Source organism: Streptomyces griseofuscus, from assembly GCF_014673495.1.
GTDB classification, from domain to species: Bacteria; Actinomycetota; Actinomycetes; order Streptomycetales; family Streptomycetaceae; genus Streptomyces; species Streptomyces murinus.
The window spans coordinates 5,128,191-5,140,948 of sequence record NZ_CP051006.1; the positions used below are offsets into that span (position 1 = coordinate 5,128,191).

12 protein-coding genes are annotated in these 12,758 nt (G+C 71.6%); all 12 read left to right on the forward strand.

What is annotated here, in order from left to right; all coding sequences use genetic code 11:
• The first annotated feature begins 66 nt into the window (after window positions 1-66).
• The 12 genes from HEP81_RS23160 to HEP81_RS23215 all read left to right on the forward strand — a co-directional run bounded on the left by HEP81_RS23160 (window position 67) and on the right by HEP81_RS23215 (window position 12,723).
• Window positions 67-906: a hypothetical protein gene (locus tag HEP81_RS23160; RefSeq protein WP_037653613.1), complete on the forward strand. Its 840-nt coding sequence runs from the start codon at window positions 67-69 to the stop codon at window positions 904-906.
• A complete protein-coding gene (locus HEP81_RS23165) occupies window positions 903-1,439 on the forward strand; it encodes a hypothetical protein (protein ID WP_243279558.1) in 537 nt (178 codons plus the stop codon). Before HEP81_RS23160 ends, HEP81_RS23165 begins: the two co-directional genes overlap by 4 nt.
• Entirely contained in the window at window positions 1,440-4,568 is a 3,129-nt protein-coding gene (locus HEP81_RS23170; protein WP_037653611.1) for a hypothetical protein, read from the forward strand.
• Window positions 4,565-8,581: a hypothetical protein gene (locus HEP81_RS23175; RefSeq protein ID WP_157854366.1), complete on the forward strand. Its 4,017-nt coding sequence runs from the start codon at window positions 4,565-4,567 to the stop codon at window positions 8,579-8,581. The genes HEP81_RS23170 and HEP81_RS23175 overlap by 4 nt, the downstream gene beginning before the upstream one ends.
• Window positions 8,581-8,823 carry a hypothetical protein gene (locus tag HEP81_RS23180; RefSeq protein ID WP_037653608.1) on the forward strand — a complete coding sequence of 81 codons (243 nt, stop codon included), beginning with the start codon at window positions 8,581-8,583 and terminating at the stop codon, window positions 8,821-8,823. The genes HEP81_RS23175 and HEP81_RS23180 overlap by 1 nt, the downstream gene beginning before the upstream one ends.
• Complete coding sequence (locus HEP81_RS23185) at window positions 8,823-9,473, forward strand: hypothetical protein (RefSeq protein ID WP_051850025.1); 651 nt, start codon at window positions 8,823-8,825, stop codon at window positions 9,471-9,473. The genes HEP81_RS23180 and HEP81_RS23185 overlap by 1 nt, the downstream gene beginning before the upstream one ends.
• A 95-nt stretch (window positions 9,474-9,568) precedes the next feature.
• Window positions 9,569-10,120: a hypothetical protein gene (locus tag HEP81_RS23190; protein WP_157854364.1), complete on the forward strand. Its 552-nt coding sequence runs from the start codon at window positions 9,569-9,571 to the stop codon at window positions 10,118-10,120.
• Window positions 10,120-10,809: a hypothetical protein gene (locus tag HEP81_RS23195; protein WP_037653605.1), complete on the forward strand. Its 690-nt coding sequence runs from the start codon at window positions 10,120-10,122 to the stop codon at window positions 10,807-10,809. Before HEP81_RS23190 ends, HEP81_RS23195 begins: the two co-directional genes overlap by 1 nt.
• Window positions 10,809-11,441, forward strand: coding sequence for a hypothetical protein (locus HEP81_RS23200; protein ID WP_037653604.1), 633 nt, complete (start codon window positions 10,809-10,811; stop codon window positions 11,439-11,441). The genes HEP81_RS23195 and HEP81_RS23200 overlap by 1 nt, the downstream gene beginning before the upstream one ends.
• A complete protein-coding gene (locus HEP81_RS23205; protein WP_051850024.1) occupies window positions 11,438-11,908 on the forward strand; it encodes a hypothetical protein in 471 nt (156 codons plus the stop codon). Before HEP81_RS23200 ends, HEP81_RS23205 begins: the two co-directional genes overlap by 4 nt.
• A 27-nt stretch (window positions 11,909-11,935) precedes the next feature.
• A complete protein-coding gene (locus HEP81_RS23210; protein WP_037653603.1) occupies window positions 11,936-12,418 on the forward strand; it encodes a hypothetical protein in 483 nt (160 codons plus the stop codon).
• Window positions 12,418-12,723 (forward strand): hypothetical protein, encoded by a 306-nt coding sequence (locus tag HEP81_RS23215; protein WP_037653602.1) that lies wholly within the window; start codon window positions 12,418-12,420, stop codon window positions 12,721-12,723. The genes HEP81_RS23210 and HEP81_RS23215 overlap by 1 nt, the downstream gene beginning before the upstream one ends.
• Window positions 12,724-12,758 lie beyond the last annotated feature (35 nt).

Sequence of the window (12,758 nt, forward strand, 5' to 3'; positions counted from 1 at the left end):
CGAGACCCGCCCCCGGCGGGCTCGGCGCGCACAGTATGAGGAGGTGGGCAGGTGCCACCCGCCGGCATGCGACGCCGCGTCGAGGCCATCCCAGGCACGCCGTTGCCGTACGGGATCCTCGGCGGCTGCACGAACGTCATCGACGTCACCGACGAGCACGAGCTGCTTGGTGTCGAGTGGATGGCACTGGGCTGCTCCCCAGTCCGTGACACCGACTGGTGCCCGCCCGGCGAGTCCCCCGGTGACCAGTCCCCGGGCGAGTCGCCAGGCCCTCTACCGGGCCAGAAGGAGTTCTATCCGCCGATCCACGAAGAGGCCGATCCGGTCACGATCTACGCCGGGGCGATCTGCTCGACCATCGGCTGGTCGTACCAGGAGGCCATCGACCACGTCCGGATGTCGCTGGAGCTGGGGGAGCAGCAGGCCGTCGAGTCGGCGTTCATGCGGTACACCCTCGCCCCGCGCGCGATCGACCTGACCCCCTCGCAGGGGCCGGTGTCGATCGCGCAGGGCGTGGCCGCGCTGGAAGGCTGCCTCGCCGAGATCTACGGCGGCATGGGCACTCTCCACGTCCCGACGGGCGCAGCCGCGCTGCTGGGCTGCTGCAACATCGCCTACGTCGACGGCAACCGGCTGTCCACGCTCGCCGGGAACTGCGTCGTGGTCGGCTCCGGATACTCGGCCGCGAACTCCGGGCCCGACGGAACGCCGGCCCCGCCCGGCACGGCCTGGCTGTACATCTCCGGGCCCGTCGTGGTGCGCCGCGGCCCGATCGACCTCATCCCCGACAACGCGGGCGCCTCCATCGACCGGAGGGTCAACACCCGGCGCGTACTCGCCGAGCGCACCTACGTACCCGCGACCACCTGCACCGTGTGCGCGGTGCTCGTCACCACCTGCCCGTGAGGACCGCCATGCCACCCGAGCTGATCCGTGTCCAGCCCACCGCCGCGCTGCGCCGCGAGTTCGCCCTATGGGCGGTCGCCCAGAACCCGAAGGTGCGGACCGCGTCGCACTACGACTTCGCGGTGCCAGCCGACCAGTTCATCCACATGCCCGAGCACCTGCTGATCGGCTCCGTCGTGGACGGCCACCGCTACGTCAGCCCCGACGAGGACCAGGCGCAGAAGGAGCCAGCCGACAGCGGCGGCGCCGAACTTCTCGGCGTGGGCCTGCCGGAGCGGGAGGGGATCCCCGGCGAGCCGCTGCCCGAGGTGCCCGCCGAGGCGTACCCGGCCGGCGCTGAGCCGACCCCGGCCGCCGACACCACGGCGCTCGAGGACGCCCAGCCGGGCGAGGGCAGCGACTCAAGCGACCAGGCCGACGGCAACGACGACCAGGGCGACGGCGGCGAGTTCACCTGCGACGTCTGCAGCCGCCCCTTCAAGTCCGAGCGCGGCCGGGACACCCACCGCCGCCAGGCACACCCGGAGGCGTAAGTGCCGGTCGAGCCGATCCCCTGCGCGCCCGGCGAGGGAGGCACGCCAGGCACCTGCGCCTGCGCGCCGTCGATCGCCTCCGCGCCACTGTGCCGCGACGACGGCACGACCGTTCTCCTCGTCATCCGCTCCGAATGCGCCACCTGCGGCAGCCCGGCCGCCGATCCGGCCGTCGTCGGCTGGATCGACCCGGCGACCGGCACCTACACGCCCGGCGCGGCACCGGCCGACGCCGGGCCGTGCACGCTGGGCTGCAGCTGCTCGCCGTCCATCACGACGGCGCCGCTGTGCCGGGCGGACGGGACGACGATCCTGGTCGTGGTCCGGTCGGACTGCGCGGACTGCGACACCCAGGCTCCGGACCCGGTTGTCGTCGGATGGGTCAACCCGCTTACGGGCATGTTCATGCCGGGACCGGCCCCGGCTGACGCGGGCCCCTGCACCACCGACTGCATCGACACCGTCTGCCGCCAACGCTGCGACGACACCGACGGCGACGGCGTAGCAGACGCCACCTACAGCGAGCTGTGGTGCATCAAGGCCGACGGCACCGCCACCCTCGTCCTCACCTACCAGGACGACCCGTCCGTCCCGTACACGCCGACCTCGCCGGTCGACTGCACCTACGACTGCCCCCAGTCCGAAACGGTGATGCTGTGCGACGACAGCGGCCCCTTCCTGCGCCGGTACACCTTCCTCGCCGGGACAGCCTCCTACGAGGACGTCGCAATCGACGGGCAGACCCCGCACGTCGTCACCGGCACCGTCGGCGCATGCAGCGGTAGCGGCGGCCCCGCTCGAGACGCCTGCTGCGCCCCCTCGATCACGTCCACCGCGCTGTGCCGCGCCGACGGCACCACCGTGCTCCTGGTCGTCCGCTCCGGCTGCGCCGACTGCGGCTCGACCCCCGCCAATCCGGTCATCGCCGGATGGCTCGACACCGCGGGCGTGTTCACCGCCGGCCCGCCCCCGGCCGACGCCGAGCCGTGCACCGCGGGCTGCGTCGACACCGTGTGCCGCCAGCTGTGTGACGACACCGACGGCGACGGCGTAGCGGACGCCGCCTACAGCGAGCTGTGGTGCATCAAGCCGGACGGCAGCGCCAGCCTCCTCCTCACCTACCAGGACGACCCGTCCGTCCCGTACACGCCCGTCGCCCCGGTCGCCTGCACGCTGGGGTACGCCGACACCGAGACGGTGACCCTGTGCGACGCCAGCGGCCCCTTCCTGCGCCGCTTCACCTGGGTCAACGGCGCAGTCACCTACGATGACGTCGCCCTGGACGGCCAGACCCCGCACGTCATCAACGGCACCGTCGGGGTGTGCACCGGCGACGGAGGCAGCCCCGCCACCCCGTGCGCCGAGCAGACCACCCCGGCCGCCACGCTCGGCCTGTGCCTCGCCGACGGCACACCGATCGCCGTGGTCGTCACCCGCGACTGCGACGGCACGCTCACCCAGGACGGCTGGCTCAACCTCGCGACCGGCGCCTACGCGGCCGGTGACCCGCCCGCCGGGACCACCGCATGCGGCGACAGCCGCTCCATCCAGGTGTCCGGCACTTTCTGCGATGTCGACCCGGCCACCGGCGATGTCCTCGGCCTGGTCCTGGTCGAGTACTCCTACGCCGCCGACGGCTCGATCGCTTCCGTACGCCTGGTCGACGCCACCACCGGCACCACCTACACCCCGCAAGGCGAGGTGACGACCTGCCCGGCCGGAATCGCCCAGCCCGAACGCGACCTGGTGCAGCTCTGCGACGTCGCAGCTGACGGCACCTCCACCCCGTTCGTACGGGACTTCGCCCGCGACGAGCACGGCACGATCACCGGCCACAGCGACTACCGCCTCGACGGCACCCCGTACACGCCGGCCGGCACCGTCGGAGTGTGCGCCTCCCCACCCGAGCCGTGCCGCAACTCCAGCTCGCTGCTGCTGTGCGACCTGCCCACCGACGGCGCCCCGGCCCCGACCGTCACGGACACCCCCGGCGGGCCGTACTACCCGTACACCACAGGCGTGGCCACCCCAGGGGCGCAAGCCCTGTGGGATGGCGGCACGTTGAACCTCCCGGCCGCAGCAGGCCCGCAGCCGGGCACGGGCGGCACCGTACGAACCGCCGCGGCGGTCATCCAGGCCCCGCGGCCCGCCTGTGACGCCGGCACCGCGCACGTGAAGGTGCAGGTCGACGTCACCCAGCTCGGCCCCGACGCCGGATGCCGTGCCACCGGGTTCCTCGGCCTCTACAACGGCCCCGGCGACGCCAACCGGGTGGCCCTCGCGCTGGCCCCACCCGACACCCCCGTCGGGTGGGCCGGAACGCTCACCGCCGAGGCCGACGTCCCGGCCGCCGATCTCGCCGCCGGGCACATCGTTGTCGTGGTCGCGTTCGACGCCTACGACGACAGCGGCGCGACCTGCCCGCCGCCGCGCCACACCGCATGGCAGCTGTCCGCCTTCACCGCGACGACGGTCTACGACCAGACCGGATGCGCACGCCAGTTCCTCCGCAACGTCATCACCGACTGCGAGACCGGCGCCGTCACCGCCGTCACCGACACGACCCTGGACGGCCAGCCGTACACGGTCACCGGGCAGGCCGGCCAGTGCACGGCGGTCGGGGGCGGCGCCTGCTGCCCCGAGCAGCCCTGCCCGGCGCAGAACGTCATCGAGGTCTGCCGGTGCGACGACACCGACGGCGACGGACTGCCGGAAGTCGGCTACGTCGAAATCCTCGGCGCCGACTGCACCGGCGCCCTGACCAGCCTCGGCACCTACACCGAGGATCTCGCCGCCCCGTACACGCCGGTCTCCCCGGTCGACTGCAGCACGCTGGACGACACCGCGGGCGCTCCGCCCGCGTTCGGTGTCCAGGCTCACCGCGTGGAACTGACAGGCGGTGGCACGTGGACGGCCGACTCGTGGCCGACTCTCCAGTCCGTCACCGCGGTCGCCCACAGCGGCACTGGCCGCATCACGACCGGCGACGGCTCCTCGACCTTGCACCAGGGCGAAGCCGCCACGTGGAGCATCGCGCGGGACGACGACGCCCGCCTCATCGGCCCGCTGGCCATCACGCCGGACACCGGCACCGTAACCATCACCTTCACGACAGGAGTCCAGCTGTGAGCGGATGCTGCGGGCAGGGGCCCGTGATCGTCAGCTCGGCCGCCGTACCGACCGCCCGCGTGGACGTCGAGCCGCTGCTCCTGTGCGACGTCCTGCCGGACGGTACGGTCGCCGGGGTCGCGCAGGTCGAGTCCATCTACGACGCGAACACCGGCGCCCGGCTGAGCACGCGCATCGTCAACCCGACGACGGGCGCCACCTACACGCCGACCGGCACGCTCACCGTGTGCCAGCCGCCGGCCGACTGCGCCCGGCAGGTCACGCAGGTGACCCGCTGCGACGACACGACCGGTGACGGCGTCGGTGACACCGAGTACGTCGAGGTGTGGTCGCTGGACCCGTGCGACGGAGGCGCACCCCAGCTGGTGGGCACCTACCTCGCCGGGGACTTCACCAGCTCCTACACGCCGACCTCGGCCGCCCCGTGCCCTGTCGACGCCCCGGACACCCCCGTCGTCCTCGGCACCGTCTGCTACACGGCCAGCGGGGGCGGCACCAGCACCGCGGCGGTCCTGAAGTGCCAGGCATGCGCCGACCCAGCCGTCACCTACGTCGACCTCGCCACCGGGGCCGTGCTGACCGCGCCGACGATCGTGCCCTGCCCGGTCGCCGCCGACCGCTCGGCCCAGCTGCTGTGCGACGTTCAGGCCAACGGCACCAGCACGCCGTTCCTGCGGACGTTCGCCACCGACGACACCGGCACCACCCACACCGACACCCAGCTGGACGGTACGACCGCCTACACCCCGACTGGCACCGTCGGTGCCTGCCTGCCCGTCAGCGACTGCGCCTCACCGACCACCCCGACGGCCACCATCGGCCTGTGCCTGCCGGACGGCACTCCGATCGCCGTCACCGTCGTCCGCGACTGCAACGGCACGGTGACCTCCGAGGGATGGATCAACCTCCAGACCGGCGCCTACAGTGCGGGCGCGCCGCCGGTCGGCACCGTCGCCTGCGGCAACTCCCAGTCCGTGCAGGTCTCGGGAACGTTCTGCGACGTCCTGGCGGACGGCACAGTCGCCGGCCTGGTCCTGATCGAGTACAGCTACGCCGCTGACGGCACGATCGCGTCCGTCCGCCTGGTCGATGCCACCACCGGCGCCACCTACACGCCGACCGGAACCGTCACCACCTGCCCGGTCGGCGTCGAGCAGCCGGAACAGGACGTCGTCCAGCTCTGCGACACGGCCGCAGACGGCACTGTCACCCAGATGGTGCGCGACTACCGGCGGGACGAGACAGGCGCCATCGTCGGGCACTCCGACTACCTCCTGGACGGCTCTCCCTACACGCCGACCGGCACCGTGGGCGACTGCCAGCCCGTGCCGCAGCCGGAGCGCGATCTGACGGTCCTGTGTGACGTCCAGGCGGACGGCAGCGTGACGACGTTCCTTCGGGATTACCAGCGCGACGTGGCTGGCACTGTCACCGGCCATGCCGACTACGTTCTCAACGGCTCCGCCCCGTACACCCCGACGGGCACCGTGGGCGTCTGTCAGCCCAAGCCGTGCAAGGACTGCGAAACGCTGGTGCTGTGCGACCTGCCCACCGGCGCACCCGTCACCATCAGCGGGACCGCCGCATCCGGCACCCTGTCCAACGGCGTCGGCTGGACGTCCACCGGCGCCACGAACAACACGGCGATGGCGGCCAACCTCAGCAACACAGACGGCTCCTGGTGGGGGCTGCACTCCTTCCCCCACTCCGTCACCGCGCCGACGAAGTGGACGTTCTCCCGGCCCTCGACCGTCGAATTCTCCGTGTACGTCCGCTACTTCGCGCCGGACCCGACGATCAGCCACGCGCAGCTCCCGCCAGGGCTGGACGTCGTGAGCCTGCCGGACGGCTACACCTACGACGAGACCACCGGAGTCCTCACCCGCACCTCGGACGCCGCACCGATCGACCCGTGCTCGTACGTCACGGACCCGCGGATCGCGAGCAGCGCCCGGTTCCGTACCGCCGGCCCGGTCACCACGTTCACCACCGCCCCGGCAGCAAACAGCCGCATCGCCTCGTGCGGGACGTTCTTCACCTACTGGGCCGGCGCCGTGTCCGTGGTGCCCGGAGGCCCGTTCCTGCGGCAGATCTGCCGCTCCTGTGACGGCACCGCCACCGTCACGGACACCCTCCTGGACGGCATCACCCCCTACACGGTGGCCGGGACCGCCGGGGTGTGCGACTCGTCCGAACCGCGACAGTGCGACACAACGGTCATGGGCGAGTGCGTCTACTCCCTGCCCGACACCATGACCGGCTTCGACACGGCCAACACCGGCTTCCCAGACTGCTGGCTCGGCACCGCCACGAACCCGACATACACCTTCGGCGACCGCGTCACCTCCTGGGAAGGCACCTACCAGTCGAGCACGGGCACCCCGTCCGACATGGGGTTCACCAGCCCGGACCTCGGCGGCGCTATCTCCTTCGCCGCCTTCACGCCGGCCATGCCGGCCTCCCCGACGCCGACGCCCCCGCCCTACGTCGGCACGGCCACGTTCAACGGCGTCACGGTCACGCTGCGCGTGCTTGCCGGTGACGGCGTGATCAACCAGGGCACACAGGTAGCCGTGAGCCCGGGGGACCGCTTCAGGATCGAGTTCTCCACGCCGGTCCGGCTGGCCGTCACGACGACGAACTTCGCTGACCCGCCGACCCCGCACATGGAGCGGCTGTGCGGCGTCGTCGCCGAAACGGTGCCGTGGACGGCGCTCAAGCTGGCGGACTGCGAGGGCGCCATCACCACCGTTGACGCGGACACACGGGCGCCGCTCCCGGCGAACGCGACCGTCACGTGCGATGACGACTGCTGCCAGCCGGTCCAGGTCTGCATCCAGCAGGACACCACCCAGAGCGTCGAGTTCATCTCGAATGAGGGTCACCTCAACGACAACTCGGTGGATCCGGTGTGGAAGTGGACGCCGAACCTGAGCGTGGCCAACCCGCCCTGGTACGACATGTACGAGTTCCAGTACTCGACGGCCTGGTCGGTCGTGGACTCCGACACCGCCCGCCCCGCCTGGTGGGTCTCGCCGCACCCGTCCGGCGCCTCGGCGCAGTCGAGCCCGGCCAGGCCGAATGAGGGGCCGTCGCTCCTCAACGCCCACTGGTTCCCGCGCGCGTTCTTCGACCTGCCGGACAACGCCGACCCCGCGACGATCAAGATTCAGGCCACCGTACTCAACGCCGACCAGATCGGCAGGGCGTTCCGGCTCAACGGCGGTGCCTGGCAGAGCCTCCCGGCGACGGCCACGCACAACGGGACGACGTACACCTTCGGTCCCGCCACCATCCCGGGCGCCCAGGCCGGGCGGAACTTCCTCTACCTCGACGTGGAGGAGACCGTCGGCGGCGGCTCCGGCCTGATGGTGCACCTCAAGGTCACGTACGAGGTCATTCCCGAGACCCGCTCGTGGACGCGGATGATCTGCTGCGACGGCACGATCTACTACCTGGACGAGGACGGGGCGCGTCAGGACGCCATCCCGGAGGGCTGGCACCTGGCGCCGTGCGGCGGAGAGGCAGGCAGCAGCAAGTCGTGCGCCAAGCAGGTGGTGGAACGGTGCGGCTGCGATGACACCACCGGCGACGGCGTCGGCGACGTCCAGTACACCGAGCTGTGGGCCGTCGACCCGTGCAACGGCGCCGCCCCGACCCTGCTGGGTACCTTCCTCGACGGTGACCTCACCCAGCCGTACACGCCGGCCGCGCCAGTCGACTGCACTGCGGCAGAGCTGCTGCCGAGGCCGCTGAGCACCGGCGTACGGGCGGTGACCGGAACCGCGGCGCAAAACATCGCGAGCAGCTTCCCCGGCGTCCAGAGCGTCAGCCTCACCGTGCTCGCCGGCGCGGTCAACGTCACCATGTCGGACGGCGCGGCCGTCCCGGTCCCGGCCGGGGTCACGATGACGTGGTCCGTCGCCCAGGACAGTGACACCGCCCTCGCCGCGGCCTCCTTCGCCGGGGCAACGGCCGCAGCGAGCTACCTCCTGAACTGGACGTACCGCTGATGGCCGTCCCCCTTCCCCAGACCGCCGACCAGGAGGCGCTGATGAGCGACGACAAGACCGAGGCCACGCCCGGCCCGCGCTACTTCACGAAGGAGGGCGAGGGCGTGCAGGTCGTCTACAACCTGCGTGACGACGCCCCGTACCTGGAGCTCGGCTACACGGAGGTGGACGAGGCTGCCTACCTCGCGAGCCTGCCGGACGTCTTCGCCTCGCCGCTCCCCACCGCCCCGGAAGGTGACTGATGGCGGGGAGCTGCTGCGGGTCCGCCCGGGTCGTCCCGCGCCTGGACCCGGCACCGTGCAACGCGCTCACACAGGCGGCGGCCGGGCTCCTCGTCCCACACGCCGAGGTCGCCGGAATCGCCCCCGGTGGCGCGGTCTCGGCGACCCGCTCGGTCGACGTCGACGTACAGGCGCCGGCCGCCGGCGCCTGCCCGGCGACCTGGACAGTCGGGGCGCGCCTCACCCCCGTCAGCGGTGAAGTGTTCGGAGCAGATGCGAACCTGCAAGCCGTGGCCTCCGGAACCTGGGTGGCGACCAGCGCCCAGGCCGTGCTTCCCGAGGCCGGGACGTACGCCCTGTCCGCCGACTTCTACTCCCACATCAACGCGACCACGCCGTGGGCGGTGGCGATCAACGCCCGCCTGTTCAACGTCACCGCAGGGGCACCCGTGCCCGGCACCAACCGGCGCATCCAGTTCGGCAACATCAACGATCCCGGCGGTGGCACGGTCATGTCGCTGCAGAACGCTGGCAGCCTCAGCACCTTCCTCACCGTCACCGGGCCGACGACGATCCGCGTGGAAGGCCTGCGGCAATACGTCGGCTTCAACGACTCCACCCAGGCGGTCCTCGGAAGCCCACGCCTCGGTTTCGTGAAGGTGAGCGACTGATGGCCGGTAGCTGCTGCGGTCGTACGTACCGCGTCGACGCGCCCCTGGACCCTGCGCCGTGCAACGCCCTCACCCGCACGGCAGGCGGGCTCCTCGTGCCGCACACCGTCCTTCAGGGCGTCGCCCCCGGCGGCGCGGTGTCGGTGCAACGCTCGGTCGACATCGACGTCACGCCGCCCGCCGCCGGGGCGTGCCCGGAGACATGGCAGGTCGGCGGCCGGCTCACTCCGGTGAGCGGGCAGACGTCCGGCGCTGTCGGCATTCAAGGTTCCCCGTTCGACACGTGGATTCCCGTCACCGGGGCGCAGTTGACGCTTCCGGAGGCGGGCGTCTACGAAGTGATCGCCGACTGTCAAGGCGGCGTGATCATGAACGGCAGCGTCTCCAACGCGATCATCCAGGCGCGGATCTTCGACGTCACCGCCAACGCCGTCATCCCGCTCACCACGCGGACCATCCTGCTATTCGCCGCGACACCCGCCGCCAGCGTCCACACGCTTCAAGCCACGGCCTCGGCCTCGGCGCTGTACCAGGTGGCAGGGCCGAGAACGATTCGAGTCGAGGGCCTGAAGCACGTCGACAGCGGGACCACGAGCGGAGAAGCCGTCTGGGCACAGAACTTCCGCTTCAAGAAGGTGGCCGACTGATGGCCGGGGCCTGCGGGCGTACGTACCGCATCGACCCGAAGCTGGACCCGGCAGCGTGCAACAGCCTGTCGCAGACCGCGAGCGGCCTCCTCACGCCGCGCACCGAGGTCACGGGCATCGCCCCCGGAACGGCGGTCGGCACCGAGCGGTCCGTCGACGTGGACGTGACACCCCCGGCCACCGGGGCGTGTCCGGCGAACTGGACGGTTGGGGCGCGGCTCACGCCAGTGTTCGGGACCCGGAACGCCGGCATGGCGGACCTGCGGACGTCGGCTCAGGGGCAGCAGGTGGTGTTGCCGTTCAGTCAGGTGCTGTTGCCCGAGCCGGGCGTCTACCGGCTCACCGCCCACCTGTTCGGCATCGCCACCTGGAACTTCAGCGGCAGGCACATCGCGTCCATCTCGGCCCTGTGGGTCAACACCACGACGAATGCCTTCGTACCCGGCAGCCCGCGGTGGGTGCTCCTCCACGACGAGCCCGGCACGGTGAACTCGGACACCGGCCTCAAGAGCATCGGCGGGAACGCGGTCTGCGAAGGGTTCGTCACCATCGCCGCCCCGACCACGTTCGAGATCCGAGCCCTGCGGGCCACCGGCGACGGGAGCACGCTCGCCAACGCCAACCTCCAGCACTACCTGACCGGCGGCATTCCCCAGCAGGGAATTCTCTGGCAGAAGGTGAGCGACTGATGACTGGAACGGCAGCCGGTATCGGCACCCGGCCCGATCCTGCTCCGTGCAACGCGCTGACCGCTTCGGCCAGCGGCCTCCTGGTGCCGGGCGTGCTGATCCAGGTGGACCCGGGCCTCACCGTCACGCCACCGGCCGCAGGGGCCTGCCCGCAGGTGTGGCGGATCGGCGTGGACGCGGCATGGGTGCAAAACGGCACGCTCAACTTCCTCCACACGCTCACCGGGGCACTCCGGGCGTGGGAGACCGTGCCCGAGGTGCCTTTGCTGACCATCCCGCGCGCCGGCGTATGGGAGGTCAACTTCCAGGTGCGCGGTGTCGCGTCGCTCCCAGCGCCCGGCGCGGCGGCCACCGACACAGGCGTCGTGGTCGGCATGTACAAGAACGGGGCCCTCGTGCCCGGCACAGAGGCCATGGTCATCTACCACAGCGAGGCGGCAGGCGACCAGGGCAAGCAGATCCAGGCGACGGGCTCGCGGCAGTTCATGCACACGTTCGCCGCCGGGGACACGGTGGGCCTCGGCGCCTACCGCCTCGGCACGTCCGGCAGCGCCGCGGTGGTCAGCAACGGCGACGGCCGCACATACATCTCGGCCCACTGGGTCGCCCCGGAAGGAGACAGCCCAGCATGACCGGAACCGCCGCCAGTATCGATACAGGCGGTAGCGGCTTCGCTGCCCTACCGGCAGGCGTCGACCTCACGTCGGCCGCTTCCGGCGCATGGGTTGATCTCGGGCTGTCCCTCGCGCTGCCCGCGGCTGGCACCTACCACCTCGACGCGGTCGTCCGGGGAAACATCGGCAGGATGAGCACGGGCGAGAACGCGCTCATCACCGCCCGACTGTGGGACGTCACCGCGGGCGCCATCGTCCCCGACAGCCAGGCCATCGTCGTACAGATCGCCGAGTTCGCCACGGGTGCCGCGACCGCCTTGCAGTGGAACAGCTCCGCCGCGATCAGCGTCGAGTACAAACCCACTTCACCGAGGACGATCCGGCTCGAAGCCGCCCGAACCGACATCGCGGGCACCACCGAGGTTGCCGGGATCGGCTCCGACACGCTCCAACGCACCACCCTGCGATACGCGCGCGTCGCGTAACCCCTCACCCCTCTCGGAGGTCTCCCCATGTCCGGAACCAGCGGAAGCGTCTCGGCAGCAGCCGCGGCCGATGCCGAGTACGAGATCCTGTGCGACGTCCAGGCCGACGGCACGAGCACGCCGTTCCTGCGGCACTACACCACCAGCGGCACCGGCGCCCCGTCCGTGTCGGACACTGCGCTGGACGGAACCACGCCGTACGCGCCGAACGGCAGCGTCGTACGGTGCGGCACCAACCCGAACCCGCAGATCGACAGCAAGGCGCAGAGGCAGACCGGCGCGGGCACCGTCACCATCGCCGCGGGGGCGAGGTCGGTGACGCTCCTCGTGTTCGCCGGCGCCCCCACCGTGGCCATCGGCGGGGACCCGGCCGTCGCCTTCCCGGCCGGCAGCACGGGCACCTGGTCCGTCGACCAGGGCGGCAAGAACGGCGAGAAGCTCGCCGACGCCTTCGTGGTCACCGGCGTCGCAGGGGCGGACTTCATCGTCCTGTCCACGCGCGAGATCTGATGGCCACCACCGGCGGCTACACGGCGCCTGCGCCCCGAGTGGAGCGCCAGACCGTGGTGACGGACGCCAATGGCAACGCGGTCTTCAACTGGCCCGCTGGCGCGTTCGCCGCTCCGCCGGTCGTCACCATCGGCGTCCAGGGAGGCACGGCGTTCCGCTCCCACGCGATCACCGCGAACACCGCGGCGTCGACCACGGTCAACGTTCTCGTCGCGGCCGGCGTGACCCTGCTCGGCATCGGCGTCCTCGCGGTCGGCGCGCCCGCTGCCGGGATCACCGTTCACGCGCACGCTGTCGCCCCGTAGCGGCGGCCGTAACCACCTAAACTCGCTATGTCGCC

Bases quoted from the DNA above. Each gene is read 5' to 3' on its own strand.
- HEP81_RS23160 (WP_037653613.1), top strand. From the start codon at position 67: ATGCGACGCCGCGTCGAGGCCATCCCAGGCACGCCGTTGCCGTACGGG.
- HEP81_RS23180 (WP_037653608.1), top strand. From the start codon at position 8,581: ATGGCCGTCCCCCTTCCCCAGACCGCCGACCAGGAGGCGCTGATGAGC.
- HEP81_RS23185 (WP_051850025.1), top strand. From the start codon at position 8,823: ATGGCGGGGAGCTGCTGCGGGTCCGCCCGGGTCGTCCCGCGCCTGGAC.
- HEP81_RS23195 (WP_037653605.1), top strand. From the start codon at position 10,120: ATGGCCGGGGCCTGCGGGCGTACGTACCGCATCGACCCGAAGCTGGAC.
- HEP81_RS23200 (WP_037653604.1), top strand. From the start codon at position 10,809: ATGACTGGAACGGCAGCCGGTATCGGCACCCGGCCCGATCCTGCTCCG.
- HEP81_RS23205 (WP_051850024.1), top strand. From the start codon at position 11,438: ATGACCGGAACCGCCGCCAGTATCGATACAGGCGGTAGCGGCTTCGCT.
- HEP81_RS23210 (WP_037653603.1), top strand. From the start codon at position 11,936: ATGTCCGGAACCAGCGGAAGCGTCTCGGCAGCAGCCGCGGCCGATGCC.
- HEP81_RS23215 (WP_037653602.1), top strand. From the start codon at position 12,418: ATGGCCACCACCGGCGGCTACACGGCGCCTGCGCCCCGAGTGGAGCGC.